Origin of the sequence: Saccharothrix sabaoui (assembly GCF_051756985.1) — a bacterium.
In the GTDB taxonomy this organism is placed as follows: domain Bacteria; phylum Actinomycetota; class Actinomycetes; order Mycobacteriales; family Pseudonocardiaceae; genus Actinosynnema.
On sequence record NZ_JBPKJK010000063.1, the window covers coordinates 12,920 to 30,344 of the forward strand.

A 17,425-nucleotide genomic window follows, 5' to 3' on the forward strand; every position below is an offset into this window, starting at 1 on the left:
ACACGAAAGAGCGCGTCACGGCACCGCGGGCAGGCTCGAACGCACCCAGCCCAGCATCCGCAGCCCGCCCAGGAGGGCGGCCTCACCGCCGCCCCACTCCACCGGCAAGGGCGGTCGGCGTTCTGCGGCCACGTCGAGGGTCGCCCGCGCCTCGCGCACGCCGGGCACGCCGTCCAGTTCGGCGGCGTCGAGGACCGCTCCTGCTTCCGTGGTGGTCCCCCCGCGCACGAGGTGGTGGTAGCGCAGCGCGTTCAGCACGGTGCGCGCCACCAGCCAGGCGACCCACACCGGATCGGCGTGCGGGGACGCCGCGGTGAGCTGCGTCCACAGCACCGCTCTCACTTCCTGGAACCACGGTCCTGCGGCCGCCAGCAGTTCCCGGCGCGCGGGGAACACCACGCCGCAGTCCTCCAGGTCGCCCAGCACGGGGAGGCGCTCGGACAGGAGCCTGGCCCGCAGGAGCGGCGCACCGGACAGCGCCGCGGCAGTGTCGACGTTGACCCTCAGCCCGGCGACGTGCCGGTGCATCGAGCGGGCCAGGTGCACCCAACGGGGGCTGTCGTCGGTCACGAGCACCACCAGATCGATGTCGCTGTGCCTGGTGAACGTCTCCGCGGACAGGAACGACCCGGTCAGCACCGCGGCTCGAACCCCGGCTTCGTCGGCCAGCCTGGTGCGCGCCCAGTCGGCCACCTCCCCGGGTTCGAGCGCGGGTGGACCCAGCGCGACCAGCGGGTCCAGTGCCCCCGGACCGTCCGGGACCGGTGGTCGGGCCCGCACCACCACCCGGGTCGCCGGTCCGAGCATGCCGCGTGCTGCGGCCGCGATCATCGTCGCGGCGGTCGTGGGTACCGGTGACCCGGTGTCGTGGCGCACCTCCACGACACCGTCGTCGTCCTGTGCGACGTCCACGCCCACCAGGTCGAGGTGGGTGAGCAGCTTGGTGAAGTCGAGCGTCGTGGTGCGCCGCCCCGTCCCACCCGTCGCGACCACGCGGGTGACGCGAGCGCCGTCCAGCCGGAAGCGCCGACCCGCCTCACCGCACGAACAGGCGCCGTCAACCCACCGCGCCCGGTCGCCGACCACGTACCGCAGCAGCGGCATCGCCCGGTTCACGGTAGAGGTCAGCACCACCGCGCCCTCCTCTGCGGGGTCGCCCCGGTCGTCCACCAGTTCCACCGCCACGCCCTCGGCGGCGTGGTAGACCGGTGCGGCCTCGCACAGCACCCCGGCGATCCCGACCTCCGCGGTCACGTACATGGCGGTCGCGGGGCAACCGAACGCGGCGCTCACGCGCTCCCGCACCGCCTCGTCCACGGTCTCACCGGACATCACCACGAGCGCCGCGCCCAGCGGTGCGGACGACCCGACGCGATCGGCGATCGCGGACAGCACCCACGGCATACCCGTCACGACCTGCCCCCGCACCTCGCGCACGCACTCCGCGAAGCGGGCCTCGGGCAACCGCCACGCGCGGCTGAGGTTCCACTTCACCAGGCGACCCGGCACCCGACCCGGGTACGCCAGGCTCCGCGTGGTCGCGCTCGCGTGCAGGGTGAGGTGGAAGACGGCGAGGTCCGGGTCGCGCGCGTCCGGCGCGAGGACCGAGACCCGCCTGCCCAGCACGGCCCTCTCGAACTCCTGCGCCCGTTGGTCCACGAGCACCTCGACGGGCAGGCCGCTCGTGCCGCTGGTGCGGCTGCGCCGCCACGTCGTGGTGTCGCCTTCGGCGGACCACAGGCGGGCATGTGCCGCGCGCACCTCGGCCCGGGGCAACAGGGGGAGGCCACGCAGTACGTCCGGTGCGGTGGCGTCGGTGATCCGCGCTCCGCGCAGGGCGCGCTGGTAGTGGGGAACGTGGTCCCGCGCGTGTCGGAGCAGGTCGGCGAGCCGGGCGTCCCCGTTCACGAACTGGGCGTCCTCGTTCATCCGGAGAGGTCCGTTATCACTTCCTTGTCCGTCTGCGGCAGGAAGTCGCCCAGTTCGGAGAGGTCGTGCCCGCCGGTGGACCAGAAGGCCGTCAGCTCCGCGATCCCGGGGCCGGGGCCCCGGTAGACGGCCCGCACGGTGTACTCGACCACCGCGATGAACTTCATCAGATCCGCGGTGGTGCCGCCGTCGGCCTCCCAGCCGGAGAGCAGCTCCCGACCCGGGTCCGATTCCGCGGGATCGGACACGGTCTCGTCCTTCGCGCTGCGCCGCGAGGTGTGCTTGACGTACCGCCCGAGCGCGTCCAGCGTGGGCGCGGTCAACCCCTCCGGGGCGCACCGCTCGAAGAAGTCCAGGTACCGCTGGGGGACCTGGGCCTTCCGGAACGTGTAGAGCACCTGCTCGCGATCGACCGTGCTCACGTGATCTCCGAACCCGGCACCGGACCCGGTGCCGTCCACTTCGAGTGTCCCGCGCCGAAGCGCTCCATCCGCCACAGCGTGCGCGCGACCGCCTCCCGCACCGCCGGGTCGCGGGCCCACTCCGCCGCGGCGCGGCGGACCAGGTGCAGGGCCTGCGCGGGGAACCCGGCCTCTTCGGCGAGCAGTGCCCGCAGGTGCAGTGCGCGCGGGAGTTCGGTGTCGGTGCCCGCCCACATCCGGTTGATCAGGGCGTCCAGTCGAGCGGCCGCCTGTTCCGGACGCCCTGATTCCATGTCGCACAGCGCGAGGTTGATCTCGGCCTCCAGCCGCTGCGGCGCGTCGGCCGGCGTCGCGCGGTCGAGCGCGGACCGGAAGTGCTCGGCGGCGACCTCGTGCTCACCGAGCCGCAGGTGGATGTTGCCGAGCAGCTTCAGCCCCACGAACTGCCCGTGCTCGTCCTGCTGTTCGGCGTACAGCTCGACGCTTCGCCGCGCCTCGCGCTCGGCGTACGCGGAGTCGCCCTGGCGGAGGGCCAGGAACGCGCGGTGCGAGTGCAGTTCGGCCCGGGTCTTCGCCGAGCCGTGCTCGCCGACCCGCTGCTCCGCCTCGTGCAGCAGCGCGCCCGCGAGTTCCAGGTCGCCCTGCTGCGCGACCTTGCGGACGAGCCGGCACCGCAGGGCGACACCGCCCGCGTGGTCGCCCTGCGCGTCCAGCGCGTCGATCAGCACTCGGGTCACGGCGAGGTAGTCCGGCCAGTGCCCCTGGCGGTTGACCCGGTCGGCCAGACCGTCACGCAGGATCGCCTCCAGTTCGGCGAACTCGCCGTGCTCCAGGGCGTTGCGGGCGAGCACCGGCAACGCGGCCGCCAGATCGCGCCCGAGCACGCCGTCCGCCGGTCCCGCGGCGGCGCGGACGGCCGCGGCAAGGTCGGCGAAGGCGGCGCGGAGGTCCTCGGCGGGCAGTACCGAGACCACCACCGCAGGCACCTCCACCACGACCTGGCCCTGGGCCACCAGTGCGAGGTCGTTCAGCCTGCGCAGGGCCGGTGCCGCGACGGAAGGGACGACCAGGCCGGCGTCGAGCAACCCGGACAGAGGCACCCCCGCGGTGGCGACGAAGCTCGCGAGCACCCGCCGGTCGCCGGGGTCCGTGCCCGCGACGAGGGCGGCCACCGGTCGGATCTCCCGGAGCACCGCCTCCGGCAGTGGCTGGGCGACCAGCAGCCGCACGGGAGTGCGCAGGCTTTCGGCGACGAACGCGCGCAGAGACCCGGGCAGCGCCGCCACCGGACCGGGGATGAACCCGACCAGCCGGTCGCCGTCCACGGGCTCGTGCCCGCCCCCGGACTCGTGAGCGATGATCGCGCGCACCTCGTCCGCGTCCAGCGGGCGCACGGCGATCGTCCGGGCGGGCGAAGCCGGACCGGGGTGGGCCGACGAGGTCGCCACCACGGCGGTGTCGGGTTCGAGGGAGAGCGCCTCGGCGAGGTCGTCGGCGGATGTCCCCGGCGCGATGCCGTCCAGCACGACCAGGCGCGGTGCGGGGGCCGCGCGGACCTCGTCCACGATCCGGGCGGCCTGCTCCGCGTCGAGCCCGTCCGCGCGGTGCGCGGACACCGACGCCCAGCCGGTCAGGCCGGTCACCGCGTCGCACAGCACCGTCGTCTTGCCCGAGCGCGGCAGGCCGAACAGCACCACCAGCCGGTCGCCGGCGTCGAGGGAGCGTCGCACCGCGTCGATCAGCACCGTCCGGGGCGTGCCCGTCCGGCGGACCCCGAGGGTGCGCCACGGGTCCGGGGGCGGGATCGCCGGGACCTCGTCGAGCAGCGGCAGCACGTGCCGCCTCAGCGCGACGTACGCATCGCTGTCGGAGGTCTCCGGGCGCACTACGGACGAGTGGTCACCGGAGATGACGTGACCTTCCGGGAAGTAGCTCAACGCGGACTGCGGCAGGACCACGTTGTCCTTCTCGCCCGCGTAGACGTCCACCGGCACGGGGTACTCCGCCGGCCCCTTCGACCTGGCGTTGACGATCCGGTTCAGCACGATCGACTGCGTCTTGGTGACCTGCTTGTCCAGGACCCGCAGACTGCGTTCCTGCGGGTTGTCCAGTGCCGCGCCCAGCACCCGGCGAAGCGACTTGACGAACTCCGAGCCGTTGTTCGGGCAGGCGAACATCACCACGTGCCCGATGCGCGCCAGGTCCTCGCCGCGGCCGCGCTCGAGCACCGAGACCAGGTAGCGCTGCACGATGAGGCCTCCCTGGCTGTGCGACACCAGCGCGATCGAGGAGTGGCGCCCGGTCCGCAGCTCCAGGAAGGTGCCGAGCTTCTTGGCGCAGTCGTCGATGTCGGGGATGCGCTGAGCGGGAAGCGGTGCGGCCTTCGGGCTGAAGTACTCGAAGTGCAGCACGTCCACCCCGGTCAGCGCCGGGTCGGCGGCGACCAGGCGATCGAAGTCGGACCACACCCCGCGGTCGGAGAGGATCCCGTGGACGAACACCAGTGCCACCGACATGCGCGCGGGGTGCCCTCCTCCGTGGTCGTCGCCGCGGAAGTCGCCCTCGCGCGGAGCCACCCACTTGATAGCACCGCTCACGCGAGGGCAGGGCGCATTAATGCGCCTTGACGGGGGTGATCTCCGCGCGCGCGAACTCCCCGGTCCCGGCGCCCGCCACCGCGACCAGCGCGCCCGAGGGCGACCACACGCCGGAACGGCCCGCCGCGCGGTCGAAGCCCTCGCCGGTCGAGCCGGCGAAGCTCGCCAGCGCCACCCACACGCCGTGCGACTCGGCGATCCGCCGCGCGCGCTCGCGCACCGACGGCCCGTCCGCCTCGTGCTCCAGCACGCCCGCCGCGTACACGTCCACGCCCAGGGCGGCGGTGGCGGCGGCGTGCTCGGGCACGCGGACGTCCTTGCACACGGCCAGTCCCAGCCGCACGCCGCCCACCTCCACCACCGCGGGACCGTCACCGGGCACGTAGTGCGCCGGCTCGTCCCCGCCCAGCCACACCTTCCGGTACACCACCCGCACGCCCGCGCCGGTCACCTCCAGCACGCCGATGGACGGCCCGGGGACCGGCGCGCCCGCGAACGCCACCGCGCCGGTCTCCGCGCACGCGTCCACCAGCGGCCCGAGGGCGTCGAACGGCGTCACCGGCGCGTCGAAGTGGTAGCCGGTCAGCGACAGCTCCGGGAACACCACCACCCCCGCCCCGGCCGCGCGCACCGCCTCGGCGTGGGCCACCGCGTTGGCGGCCACGTCACGGGGGGTGCAGCGCGGCTGGGCGACGGCGACGGTGATCACGGCCCGACCCTACGCGGCAGGTCAGGAGCAGCGGTAGTGCGCGGGCCGGTCCGCCTCGACGCCGACGATCGTGCGCTCGTCGTCGCTCAGCCCGGTCAGCGCGAAGCGGGCCGCGATGGGCTGGGCCACGAGCACCCCGTCGCGCCAGAGCATCACGCGCTGCGACGAGCCCACGAAGCCGTAGCCGGCGATCGTGCCGTTGCCACCGAGGGAGATCCCCTCGACGGCGGGCCTGCCGAAGGTGCGGACGACCGAGCCCCGCACGTCCCACTCGGCCACGGCGCCGCCGTAGTTCGGGGCGATGTCGAGCCTGCCGACGACGCGGCCGTCGCGGATGTCGCGCGGGACTGCGACGCCGTCGACGCCGGGCGCGGCGAGCTTCGTCCACCGGCCGTCGGGGCTGATCACGTAGCTGCCGCCCGGGGAGACGCCGACGACGACGCGCCCCTGCTCGTCGATGTCGACGAGGGAGATGCCGTGGGCGTCCGGCATGGTCACCTCGCGGTAGGTGCCCGGCGCGTCCCCCGGCCACACCACCAGCGTGCTCTTCGCCGCGCCGACGGTGCCCCACCCGATGACGTCGCCCCTGTTGTTGACGTGCGAGGCCCACGAACCCGTCCACGCCGGGTTGGCCGGCAGGTCGGTCATGGTGCCGTCGTGGGCGACGGTGACGGCGTGGAACCGCTGGCCGACGTACATGTTGCCGACCACCAGCCCGGACGCGTTCACGTCGCTGAAGTAGGGCACCTGGCCGGCACCCCGCATCACCACCTCGCCGTTGTCCCACAGCGTCGCCCGGGGGTCGACGAGGCCGTCGCCCCAGAAGAAGTCGAGCCCGGTGTTGCCCACCGCGTACCGGCCGCCGTCGTAGCCCGTGATCTCGCCGGCCTCGGCGCCCTCGGGCAGCTCCCACAGCGTCTTCTGCCACGTGCAGGCCACCGCGCCCGCCGCACCTGTCGCGCCCGCCTGGCCGGTCGGCAGCGACACCAGCGCCGCGCCGAGCGCGACCGCCGCCAGCAGCCGCCCCGTTCGTCGTTTCACCACGAAGAAGTCCTTTCCCCGGTGAAGAACCAACATCGAGAGGCGAGTCTGGCAGCGGTCGCGCGCCGGACCGGGTGCGCCGCCGCCGGGCACTTCGGGTCTCACCGCGGCACGCGCGACCAGTCCACGCCCGAACCCAGGTGGAACGACGGGTACGAGGGCTGGTTGTAGGTCGTCTGCTGCCGCGCCACCTCCACCCGGTACTGCGGGTCGTGCATCAGCGTGTAGAGCTTGTGCGCCGTCACCTCCGCGCTGAGGTGGAACCGCAGCGCGCCGCTGTCGGCGGTGCGCACCACCAGCTCCTCCCGCCAGTCGCCGAACACGTCGGCGACCAGCGACGGGTTGCCCTTGGTGCCGTTGTTGGCCCGGGTCCCCGCGGCGGTCAGCAGCGTGCCGCGCCGCCAGTCCTCCACCGTCGGCGTCACCTCGCCCGCCCCCGCGACGACCTGCGTGGTCAGGTCGGCCGCCCACCGGATGCTCTGGTTCGTGCCGGGGATCGAGGCCGACAGCCGCCGCCCGTCCGCCGACCACAGGCCGACCGCGTTCGCCCCGCCCGGCGCCGACGCCCACGTCTCCAGGCCCGGCTCGTCCGGCAGCACGTCGCCGACCATGCCGCGCCCGGTGTCGACCCCGGTGTACGCGCCGTGGAGCACCCGGCCGGTCGCCGCGTCGCGCAGCGAGTAGCCGTACGGCGCGGACGTGCCGCCCTCGTGCACCATGTAGATCTCCAGGCCCGGTCGCGCCGGGTCCACGTCGGTGACGTGCAGCGCGTCGCCGTGGCCCAGCCGCGCCGTCGCGCCCGGGTTCGCGCTGCCCGGCGGCAGCACGCCCGACGAGCTGTAGAGCAGCGACCCGTCGTGGTCGATCGTCGAGGCGCCGTAGACGACCTCCTGCTTCCCGTCGCCGTCCACGTCCGCCACGCTCAGCGAGTGCGCGCCCTGCGTGGCCAGCGAGCCGTGCGTCGGCGAGGTCCCGTCCCGGCCGTGCGGCGAGTCGTCGAACGGGTTCGCCATCGGCACCCACCCGCTGTCGACGAGCCAGTCCCGCCGCAGCTCGCGACCGGTCCACCGGTAGGCGACCAGCGTGGAGCGCGTGTAGTAGCCGCGGGCGAAGACCGCCGACGGGTGCTTGCCGTCGAGGTGAGCGACCCCGGCCAGGAACCGGTCGACGCGGTTGCCCGGCTCGATGCGCGGCATCGCGTAGTCGCCCCACATGAGCCCGTCGTCGTGCCGCCCCGGCTCGTAGCGCACGGTCTGCAGCTCGCGGCCGGTCGCGCCGTCCAGGACGGTCAGGTACTCGGGTCCGTCGAGCACGAACCCGGCGAACGCCCGCAGGTTGTTGCGCGCGCTGCGACCCGGCGCGTAGACGTCCACGAAGTGGTCGACCAGCGCGCGGGCGTCGGCGTCCGACAGCGGGTAGGCGTAGCGGGGCTCGACGCCGAACGCCCGCTCCAGCGTCGCGGGCCACCGCCCGGCCACCACCTCCGGGTGCGCGTGCCAGCCGCGGAACAGCCGCACCAGGTGCTCGTAGTAGCCCGCCGCGCTGAGCCGGTGGTCGTCGGTGTGCGCGTAGCCCGCCCGGACGTCCTCGCGGGGCATCGTCACGTACCGCCGCGACACCGCGTTCCCGTGCCGGTCGTAGCGGGTGACGTTCGTGCCCGGCGCGGTCTTGACCATCATCTCCGCGCGGCCGTCGCCGTCGAAGTCGTACACGGGGAACTGCGTGTAGTGCGCCCCCGAGCGGATGTTCACGCCCAGGTCGACGCGGTGCAGCAGGGTGCCGTCGAACCGGTAGGTGTCGAGGTAGGTGGGGCCCGTGTAGCCGACCTGCGAGACGTCCTTCGAGTTCGACGGGTCCCACTTGACCACGTACTCGTACGAGCCGTCGCCGTCCACGTCGCCCACGCTCACGTCGTTGGCCGAGTAGGTGTACGCCTCGCCGGTCGGGGTGACGCCGTCCGCCGGTCTGCGCAGCGGCAGGTCGTACGAGCCGCCCGCCCACGGCGCGACCGGTCGGCTGCGCGTGCCTTCGCGACCCCGCACCACCGGCGCCACGCGGTACTCCGCGCCCGGCGCCGGGTCGAGGTAGTTCGTGCTGTCGGTGACGGTGGCCACCCGGCGGCCGTCGCGGTACACGGCGAACGCCGGGCCGGCCAGGCCGGTGGCGGTGTGCCCGGTGACCTCGTGGCGCAGCAGCCGCCAGCTGAGGAACACCCCGTCGTCGGTGCGCGCGGCCACCAGGCCGCGGTCGAGCCGCTCCAGGCGGGGACCGCCGCCGGACGCCAGGGCCGGGGGAGCGGGCAGGACGAGCGCGAGGGCCGCGAGGGCGGCGAGCAGGGGTCGGACGCGGGTCATCGGCGGCCTCCAGGGGCGCGACGGTGCGCGAGGTGCGTGACGGTGCCACACGATGAACCGTTTCAACAGGAATAGCAAGGGAAACTGTCCGTCCACTTGGGCTGGAAAGCGCTATCCTTGACGCCGTGACGTGGCTCACCTAGGTTGTTTGAACCGATTCAAACCGAAAGGTGAGGGCGATGGGACGAGTGTCTCGCCGCGGCGCGGCCGGCCTGCTGGTGTCGCTGGTGTCGCTGACCGCCGTGCTGTCCGGGTGCGGCGGCGGTGGCTCCGGCGACGGCCCGGTCACCCTGCGGTTCGTCTGGTGGGGCAACGAGGACCGCGCCAAGGTCACCAAGGCGGCGGTCGACGCGTTCCAGGCGGAGAACCCCGGCATCAAGGTCGAGACCGAGTACAGCGGCTACGACGCGTACTTCCAGAAGCTCTCCACCCAGGTCGCCGGCGGCGCCGGACCCGACCTGCTCCAGCTCGACCGGGCCACCATCGGCGAGTACGCGGGCCGCAACGTGCTGGCCGACCTCGGCCCGCACGTCGGCGGCGCGCTCAAGGTCGACAAGATCCCGGCCAACCTGCTGGAGGGCGGCAAGGTCGACGGCAAGCAGTACGCCGTCGCCGCGGGCGCCACCACGCAGATGCTGATCTACGTCCCGTCGCTGTTCACGGCCGCGGGCGTGACCGCCCCGAGCGCGCCCGGCGAGAAGTGGACCTGGGCGGGGTTCACCGAGGCCATGAACAAGATCGGCGCGGCCGGGGCCGTGTCGGGCACCACCGACTTCGGCTGGGCCATCGACTGGTTCGAGGTGTGGCTGCACCAGCACGACAAGTCGCTCTACACCCCCGACGGCAAGCTCGGCTTCACCGCCGGCGACCTGGCCGAGTACTGGGAGCTGATCGGCGCGATGCGGCCCGGCAAGGGCGTCTCCGCCGCCGAGGTGACCACCAAGATGGACGGCTCGGTGCAGAACTCCGGCATCGTCACCAAGCAGACCGCCTCCGAGATCGGCTACGACTCCAGCGTCACCGGCTACTTCGGCGCGTTCGGCGACGACCTCGCGCTCGCCCCGCTGCCCAGCGACGCCGAGGAGAGCGGCATGGCCGCGCTGCCGCCGGTGTCCTTCGCGGTCTCACAGCGCTCGAAGAACAAGGACGCCGCGGTGAAGCTGCTCGACTTCCTGCTCAACGACCCCGAGGCGGGCGCTCTGCTCGGCGCCTCGCGCGGCGTGCCGCCGAACGAGGAGGTCCGCGCGCGGGTCTGCGCCGACGCGACCGGCGGCAGCAAGGCCGTCTGCGACTACGAGGCCGCCCAGCAGGACAAGATCGGCCCGGCGTTCGGCGCCTGGCCCACCGGCTCCTCCGCCGTCAAGCGCGACTTCCAGCGCACCTACGACGACGTCATCTTCAACCGGGTGGGCGTCGCCGACGCCGCGGAGCGGGTCGTCCAGGACGCCGAGCAGTCCCTGGGGTCCTGACCGATGAGCCAGTCCGTCTCCACCGGCACCCCGGCCGTCACCGGCGCGCCGGGCGTGATCGGCCCGCCGCTCCCGGGTGGACCGCCGACGCCCGCGCCCGGTCGTCGACGGCGGGGCCAGGGCGTGGCCTACCTGTTCCTGTCGCCGTGGATCGTCGGCGCCGCGCTGCTGACCATCGGCCCGATGATCGCCTCGCTGTACCTGTCGTTCACCGACTACGACCTGTTCTCGCCGCCGAACTGGATCGGCGCGGAGAACTACGTGACGATGTTCAGCGGCGACGAGCGGTTCTGGCACGCCGCGGGGGTGACCGCGAAGTACGTGCTGATCTCCGTGCCGCTCAAGCTCGCCCTCGCACTCGCGGTGGCCCTGCTGCTCAACCGGCCGCGCCGCGGCGTCGGGCTGTACCGGTCGGCGTTCTACGCGCCGTCGCTGCTGGGCGCGAGCGTCAGCGTGGCCCTGGCCTGGCGGGCGCTGTTCGCCACCGACGGCACCGTGGACAAGGGCCTCGCGGCCCTCGGCATCGACACCGGCGGCTGGGTCGACCAGCCCCGGTACGCGCTGCTCACGCTCGTCGCGCTGGCCGCGTGGCAGTTCGGCGCGCCGATGGTGATCTTCCTGGCGGGCCTCAAGCAGGTGCCGAGGGAGCTGTACGAGGCGGCGGCCATCGACGGCGCGGGCCCGGGGCGGCGGTTCCTGTCCGTCACGCTGCCCATGCTGTCGCCGGTGATCCTGTTCAACCTCGTCCTGGAGACCATCCACGCGTTCCAGGCGTTCACCGGCGCGTTCGTGGTCAGCAGCGGGCGCGGCGGGCCGAGCGACTCGACCCTGCTCTACCCGCTGTACCTCTACCAGCGCGGCTTCACCGACTTCCGGATGGGCTACGCCTCGGCCATGGCCTGGGTGCTGCTCGCGGTCGTCGCGGTGCTCACCGCGCTGGTGTTCCGCAGCGCCCGGCGCTGGGTGTTCTACGCGGGGGAGAACAGGTGACGCTCTCGAAACGCCTCGTGTGGCACGGGCTCGTGGTGGCCGTGCTGCTGGTGCTGCTCTACCCGGTGGTGTGGCTGGTCTCCACCTCGTTCAAACCGGCCACGGAGGTGCTGTCGACGCTCGCGCTGCTGCCCACCGAGCCGACCGGCGACAACTACGCGCAGGTCTTCGACGGGGTCGGCGAGTTCGGCGTGCTGCACTACTTCGGCAACTCGCTGCTCATCTCCACCGGCGCGGTGATCGGCAACGTGCTCTCCTGCTCGCTGGCCGCCTACGCGTTCGGGCGGCTGCACTTCCGGGGCCGCGGGCCGATGTTCGGCTTCATGATGATCACCATCATGCTGCCGCAGCACGTCGTGCTGATCCCGCAGTACGTCATCTTCCAGCAGATGGGCATGGTCAACACGTTCTGGCCCCTCGTCCTGCCGAAGTTCCTGGCCACGGACGCGTTCTTCGTCTTCCTCATGGTGCAGTTCATCCGCACCCTGCCGCGCGAGCTGGACGAGGCCGCCACGCTCGACGGCTGCGGCCCGGTCGGCGTGTTCCGGCACGTCGTGCTGCCGCTGCTGCGGCCCGCGCTGATCACCACGGCGATCTTCACGTTCATCTGGACGTGGAACGACTTCTTCTCGCAGCTGATCTACCTCAACGACGCGGAGAAGTTCACCCTGCCGCTGGCGCTCCAGCTGTTCGTCGACCAGGCCACGCAGTCCGCGTTCGGGCCGATGTTCGCGATGTCGGTGCTCGCGCTGCTGCCCATCGGGCTGTTCTTCCTGGCCTTCCAGCGCTTCCTGGTGGACGGCGTGGCGACCTCGGGGCTGAAGGGGTGAGCGCCGGGGTGCGCCGGGTGGCGCTGCTCGCCGAGGTGCTGCTGATCGGGGTGCTGGTGTGCGTCGCGGCGCTGCCGGTGCTCACCGCCGTGCCCGCCCTCGCGGCCGGCGCGGTGCTGCTGCGCGAACTGGTCGACGAGGGCCGCACGCCGACCGCGCGCCGGTTCGCCGCGCTGCTGGGCCGCGTGCTGCGCGACCCGGTGGCCGTCCTCGTGCCGCTCGCCGTGCTGGTGGTGGGCGCGCTGGACGTGCTGGCGCTGGCGGGCGGCCTGCCCGGCGCGCCCGTGCTGGGACCGGTGATCGGGCTGCTGCTCGCCGCGGTGGTCCTGGTGCTGCTGCGCACGGCCGCGCGGTGGCGTCCCGGCGACCGGTGGGCGGTGCTGCTCGCGTCGCCGTCGCGGGACCCGGGCGGCTACGCCTACCTGGTGGTCGCGGTGGCGGTGGCGGCGCTGGTGGTCGGCCAGGCGCCCGCGTTCGCGGTCGTCGCGCCCGGCCTGCTCGTGTTCGCCGCCGTCGCGGTGGAGCGCCGGTGACGCCCCGCGTGGTGCTCGCCGGGGCCGCCGGCTACGGGCGGCTGTACCTGCGCGAGATCGCCGCCCTGGAGGCCGCCGGGCGGGTCGAGCTGGCCGGCGTGTGCGAGATCGGGGCGCTCGACGCCGAGGCGCGGCGGCTGATCCGCGACCGACCGGTGGGCCCCGACCTCGCGCCGCTGCTGGCGGGCGCGGACATCGGCATCGTGTCCACCCCCATGCACACGCACGTGCCGCTCGCGCACGCCGTGCTCGACGCCGGGCTGCACCTGGTGCTGGAGAAGCCGCCCACGCCCACCCTCGCCGACTGGCACGAGCTGGTGGAGCGGTCGCGCGGCCGGGTCGTGCAGGTCGGCTTCCAGAGCCTGGGGTCGCACGCCCTGCGGCGGCTGCGCGGGCTCGTGCGCTCCGGCGCGCTGGGCGTGGTCCGCGGCATCGGCGTGCACGGCACGTGGTCCCGCGACGACGCCTACTACACCCGCGCGCCGTGGGCGGGCCGCCGCACGCTCGACGGGGTGCCCGTGGTGGACGGCGCGCTGACCAACCCGTTCGCGCACGCCGTCGCCACCGCCCTCGCGCTGGACGGCAGCACCGGCGTGGACGACGTCCACGACATCGAGCTGGAACTGCTGCGCGCCCGCGACATCGAGGCCGACGACACCTCCTGCCTGCGGCTGCGCACCCGCCGCGGCACGGTCGTCGTGGTCGCGGTGACGCTGTGCGCGGAGGTGCCGCGCGAACCGGTCCTCGTCGTGCACGGCGACGGCCCGCGCGCCGAGCTGCACTACACCGAGCACCGGCTGGTCCTCGACGGCGTCGAGGAGCGGCACGGGCACGACACGCCGCTGCGCAACCTGCTCGACCACCTCGCCGACCCGGGCGTGCCGCTGAACGCGCCGCTGTCCGGCACCGGCGCGTTCACCCGGGTCCTGGAGGCCGTGCGCACCGCGCCCGACCCCGCGCCCGTCGACCCCCGCTGGCTGCGGCGCGCCGGCAAGCGGGTGGACGTCGACGGCGTCGACCACGTGGTGACCAGGGCGGCCGAGCGGCTGAGCACGTTCGCCGAGCTGGAGGTGCCGTGGTCGCCGCTGGGTGCCGCCGCCCGGTACGGCTGGGACGCCGAGCCGCTGCCCCTGGTCGTGCCCCGGCCGGCGCTGCACCCGGTGCGCACGCTCGGCGGGGTCGTGGTCACCGGCGAGCACCCCGACGACCACCCGTGGCACCGCGGCATCGGCCTCGCCCTGCCCGACGTGAACGGGGTCAACCTGTGGGGCGGGCGCAACTACGTGCCCGGCGAGGGGTACGTGCCCGGCGAGCTGGGCGTGGTCCGCGAGGTCGGGCCGGGCGAGCTGGCGTGGTGCGACTCGGCGGGGGAGGAGCTGGTGCGCGAACGCCGCCGCCTGCGCCGCCGGGTCGTCGAGGGCGGCTGGGAGCTGGAGTGGACCAGCGTGCTGTCCGCGCGGTCCGGGGCGGTCCTGCACAGCCCCGGCAGCAAGGGCCGCGCGGGCGCGGGCTACGGCGGCTGGTTCTGGCGGCTGCCCGACCTCGACCCCCTGACCGTGCGGGTGTTCAGCCCGAACGGCGCGGGGGAGGAGGAGGTCAACGGCCGCAGCGCGCCGTGGCTCGCGGTCGTGGTCGCCGACCCGCACCGGCCCTGGACGGCCGTGCTCTCCGGGCCGACCGACCCGTGGTTCGTCCGGGTCACCCAGTACCAGGGCGTCGGTTCGGCGCTGGCCTGGGACCGCCCGCTCGTGCTGCGACCGGGGGAGGAGCGGGAGGTGGCCGTGCGGGTCGCGTTCCGCGACGGCGTGCACGTGCCCTGAGCCCCACACCCTGGGTGTGCGTCGAGTTATTGAAGCGTTACACCCAATTGAGACGCTGGCCGGAGTTCGAATCGAATGCGTTCGACTACCGAGACGATGAATCGTTTCATCCTTGACGGTGGGTGGGGGCGGTGTTCTCATGTGTGACGGCAGGAGACTCTCCCGGTGCGTTTCTGGGAGCGCTCCCAGAAAATCGAGGATGAAGGAGCAACGGTGCTCACGAACTCGTTCCGAGTGCGGGCGATCGCCGCCGCCACGGCGATCAGCGCACTGGTGGGCGGCCTGGCGGCGGTGGGGGTGGCCTCGGCGGCCCCCGGCTGCGGCGTCGACTACGTGGTGCAGAACAGGTGGCAGGGCGGCTTCTCCGCCGCCGTGACCATCAAGAACCTGGGCGACCCGGTGAACGGGTGGACGCTGACCTGGGCGTTCCCCGGCGCCGAGCGCTTCTCGGAGGGCTGGAACGCGGCGTTCACCGCGTCCGGCGCGAGCGTCAGCGCCGCCAACGTGGACTGGAACCGCTCGATCCCGACCGGCGGCACGGCGTCGTTCGGCTTCAACGGCACGACGAGCGGCACCGACGTCGGCGTGCCCGCGTCGTTCGCGCTCAACGGCACCACGTGCACCGGCGGCGTGGACCCGACGACCACCACCACGACCACCACCACGACGACGACCACCACGACCACCACGACCACGACGGACCCCGGCCCGGTGCCGGGCGACCCGACCGGCCGCAAGCAGGTCGAGCGGCTGGACCGGGGCCTGGTGAGCGTGCGGTCGGGCAGCGCCAACCTGGTGAGCTGGCGGCTGCTCGCCGGCGACCCGCCGAACGTCGGCTTCAACGTCTACCGGGGCACCACCAAGGTCAACGCCTCGCCGATCACCGCCTCCACCAACCACCTCGACGGCGGCGCGCCGGCGGACGCCTCCTACACCGTGCGCGCGGTCGTCAACGGCACCGAGCAGGCCGCGTCCCCGGCGTCGCTGGCGTTCGGCTCCGGCTACCGCGACGTGCCGATCCAGTCCCCGGGCAGCACCTACAGCGCCAACGACGCGAGCGTGGGCGACCTGGACGGCGACGGCGACTACGAGTTCGTGCTCAAGTGGGACCCGGCCAACGCCAAGGACAACTCCCAGGCCGGCGTGACGGGCAACGTCTTCGTCGACGCCTACCGCCTGGACGGCACCCGCCTGTGGCGCATCGACCTGGGCCGCAACATCCGCGCGGGCGCGCACTACACCCAGTTCCAGGTCTACGACTACGACGGCGACGGCCGGGCCGAGGTCGCCATGAAGACCGCCGACGGCACCAAGGACGGCCGCGGCGCGGTCATCGGCAACGCCTCCGCCGACCACCGCAACGGCGACGGCTACGTCCTCGCCGGCCCCGAGTTCCTCACCGTGTTCAACGGCCAGACCGGTGCGGCGCTGTCCACGGTGAACTACGACCCGCCGCGCGGCACCGTCTCGTCGTGGGGCGACAGCTACGGCAACCGCGTCGACCGGTTCCTCGCGGGCACCGCGTACCTGGACGGCGCGCGGCCGTCGCTGATCATGGCCCGCGGCTACTACACCCGCGCCGTCGTCGCGGCCTGGGACTTCCGCAACGGCACGCTCACCAAGCGGTGGACGTTCGACTCCAACAGCTCGGGCAACGGCGGCTACGCGGGCCAGGGCAACCACTCGCTGAGCATCGCCGACGTCGACCAGGACGGCCGCGACGAGGTCGTCTACGGCGCGGCGACCATCGACGACAACGGCCGCGGCCTGTGGACCACGGGCCTCGGGCACGGCGACGCGGGCCACGTGGGCGACCTCGACCCGTCCCGGCCGGGCCTGGAGTACTTCAAGGTCTCCGAGGACTCCTCCAAGCCCGGTTCCTGGTTCGCCGACGCCCGCACCGGCCAGCGGCTGTGGACGACGGCGTCGGGCAGCGACAACGGGCGCGGCGTGTCCGCCGACATCCACCCGGGCAGCCCCGGCGCCGAGTCGTGGTCGTCGGCGGACGGCAGCCTGCGCAGCCCGAGCGGCGCGAACGTCGGCCGCAAGCCGTCCTCGTCGAACTTCCTGGCCTGGTGGGACGGCGACCCCTCCCGCGAGCTGCTCGACCAGACGCGGATCGACAAGTACGGCACGAGCGGCGACACCCGCCTGCTGACGGCGAGCGGCGTGCACTCCAACAACGGCACGAAGGCCACGCCGTCGCTGTCCGGCGACATCCTCGGCGACTGGCGCGAGGAGGTCGTCTGGCCCACCACCGACAACACCGCGCTGCGGATCTACGCCACGCCGAACCAGACCGACCGGCGCGTCCCGACCCTCGTGCACGACACGATGTACCGGGTCGCCCTCGCCTGGCAGAACACCGCCTACAACCAGCCGCCGCACCCGAGCTTCCACATCGGGAACGGCATGGCCACGCCGCCGTGGCCGGACGTGCACTACGCCGGCTGACCGGGCACCACGCCCGCTGACCGGGTCGGACGCCGATGGCCTGCTCCACGTGGAGCAGGCCATCGGCCATTCGTGGTGTGAACCCGTCCGAACGGGGTACTCCCTCCCGGATCGAGGGGAGTGCACACGATGGCGAAGCACCGTTTGGGCCAGTCCGAGGGCCGGCAGTGGGGCGGACCGGACCTGGTGGCCGGCGCCGAGGACGCGCTGGTCCGCACCGACGCCGAACGCACCGACAGCACACCGGAGCGGCTCGACGACGACTAGGGCACCGCGA

At 73.5% G+C, this 17,425-nt stretch carries 13 protein-coding genes; 7 read left to right on the top strand and 6 right to left on the bottom strand.

The window, feature by feature from the left end:
• Positions 1 to 15 precede the first annotated feature (15 nt).
• The 6 genes from ACR807_RS20610 to ACR807_RS20635 all read right to left on the bottom strand — a co-directional run bounded on the left by ACR807_RS20610 (position 16) and on the right by ACR807_RS20635 (position 9,052).
• Positions 16 to 1,929 carry a hypothetical protein gene (locus tag ACR807_RS20610; protein ID WP_438922992.1) on the bottom strand — a complete coding sequence of 638 codons (1,914 nt, stop codon included), beginning with the start codon at positions 1,927 to 1,929 and terminating at the stop codon, positions 16 to 18.
• Positions 1,926 to 2,351 carry a hypothetical protein gene (locus tag ACR807_RS20615; RefSeq protein WP_438922993.1) on the bottom strand — a complete coding sequence of 142 codons (426 nt, stop codon included), beginning with the start codon at positions 2,349 to 2,351 and terminating at the stop codon, positions 1,926 to 1,928. Before ACR807_RS20615 ends, ACR807_RS20610 begins: the two co-directional genes overlap by 4 nt.
• Entirely contained in the window at positions 2,348 to 4,927 is a 2,580-nt protein-coding gene (locus tag ACR807_RS20620; RefSeq protein ID WP_438922994.1) for a hypothetical protein, read from the bottom strand. The genes ACR807_RS20615 and ACR807_RS20620 overlap by 4 nt, the downstream gene beginning before the upstream one ends.
• Before the next feature lie 37 nt (positions 4,928 to 4,964).
• On the bottom strand, positions 4,965 to 5,657 hold the full coding sequence (locus ACR807_RS20625) for a carbon-nitrogen hydrolase family protein (RefSeq protein ID WP_438922995.1): 693 nt from the start codon (positions 5,655 to 5,657) through the stop codon (positions 4,965 to 4,967).
• A gap of 21 nt (positions 5,658 to 5,678) precedes the next feature.
• The gene (locus tag ACR807_RS20630; protein WP_438922996.1) at positions 5,679 to 6,701 is read right to left on the bottom strand and encodes a hypothetical protein; all 1,023 of its coding nucleotides are present in this window, start codon (positions 6,699 to 6,701) and stop codon (positions 5,679 to 5,681) included.
• A 98-nt stretch (positions 6,702 to 6,799) separates the two neighbouring features.
• Positions 6,800 to 9,052, bottom strand: coding sequence for a rhamnogalacturonan lyase (locus ACR807_RS20635; protein WP_438922997.1), 2,253 nt, complete (start codon positions 9,050 to 9,052; stop codon positions 6,800 to 6,802).
• Between the two features lie 179 nt (positions 9,053 to 9,231).
• Between ACR807_RS20635 and ACR807_RS20640 the strand changes: the two genes are divergently transcribed.
• The 7 genes from ACR807_RS20640 to ACR807_RS20670 all read left to right on the top strand — a co-directional run bounded on the left by ACR807_RS20640 (position 9,232) and on the right by ACR807_RS20670 (position 17,415).
• The gene (locus ACR807_RS20640; protein ID WP_438922998.1) at positions 9,232 to 10,521 is read left to right on the top strand and encodes an ABC transporter substrate-binding protein; all 1,290 of its coding nucleotides are present in this window, start codon (positions 9,232 to 9,234) and stop codon (positions 10,519 to 10,521) included.
• 3 nt (positions 10,522 to 10,524) lie between these two features.
• Positions 10,525 to 11,511, top strand: coding sequence for a carbohydrate ABC transporter permease (locus tag ACR807_RS20645; protein WP_438922999.1), 987 nt, complete (start codon positions 10,525 to 10,527; stop codon positions 11,509 to 11,511).
• On the top strand, positions 11,508 to 12,341 hold the full coding sequence (locus ACR807_RS20650; RefSeq protein WP_438923000.1) for a carbohydrate ABC transporter permease: 834 nt from the start codon (positions 11,508 to 11,510) through the stop codon (positions 12,339 to 12,341). The genes ACR807_RS20645 and ACR807_RS20650 overlap by 4 nt, the downstream gene beginning before the upstream one ends.
• On the top strand, positions 12,338 to 12,874 hold the full coding sequence (locus ACR807_RS20655) for a hypothetical protein (protein WP_438923001.1): 537 nt from the start codon (positions 12,338 to 12,340) through the stop codon (positions 12,872 to 12,874). Before ACR807_RS20650 ends, ACR807_RS20655 begins: the two co-directional genes overlap by 4 nt.
• A complete protein-coding gene (locus tag ACR807_RS20660; RefSeq protein WP_438923002.1) occupies positions 12,871 to 14,694 on the top strand; it encodes a DUF6807 family protein in 1,824 nt (607 codons plus the stop codon). The genes ACR807_RS20655 and ACR807_RS20660 overlap by 4 nt, the downstream gene beginning before the upstream one ends.
• 213 nt (positions 14,695 to 14,907) lie before the next feature.
• Positions 14,908 to 17,148, top strand: a complete 2,241-nt coding sequence (locus ACR807_RS20665) for a rhamnogalacturonan lyase family protein (RefSeq protein ID WP_438923003.1) — start codon at positions 14,908 to 14,910, stop codon at positions 17,146 to 17,148.
• Between the two features lie 129 nt (positions 17,149 to 17,277).
• Positions 17,278 to 17,415: a hypothetical protein gene (locus tag ACR807_RS20670; protein WP_438923004.1), complete on the top strand. Its 138-nt coding sequence runs from the start codon at positions 17,278 to 17,280 to the stop codon at positions 17,413 to 17,415.
• The last annotated feature ends 10 nt before the right edge of the window (positions 17,416 to 17,425 follow it).

Coding starts and splice junctions, on each gene's coding strand:
- ACR807_RS20610 (WP_438922992.1), bottom strand. CDS start 1,929: ATGAACGAGGACGCCCAGTTCGTGAACGGGGACGCCCGGCTCGCCGAC.
- ACR807_RS20635 (WP_438922997.1), bottom strand. CDS start 9,052: ATGACCCGCGTCCGACCCCTGCTCGCCGCCCTCGCGGCCCTCGCGCTC.
- ACR807_RS20640 (WP_438922998.1), top strand. CDS start 9,232: ATGGGACGAGTGTCTCGCCGCGGCGCGGCCGGCCTGCTGGTGTCGCTG.
- ACR807_RS20645 (WP_438922999.1), top strand. CDS start 10,525: ATGAGCCAGTCCGTCTCCACCGGCACCCCGGCCGTCACCGGCGCGCCG.
- ACR807_RS20670 (WP_438923004.1), top strand. CDS start 17,278: ATGGCGAAGCACCGTTTGGGCCAGTCCGAGGGCCGGCAGTGGGGCGGA.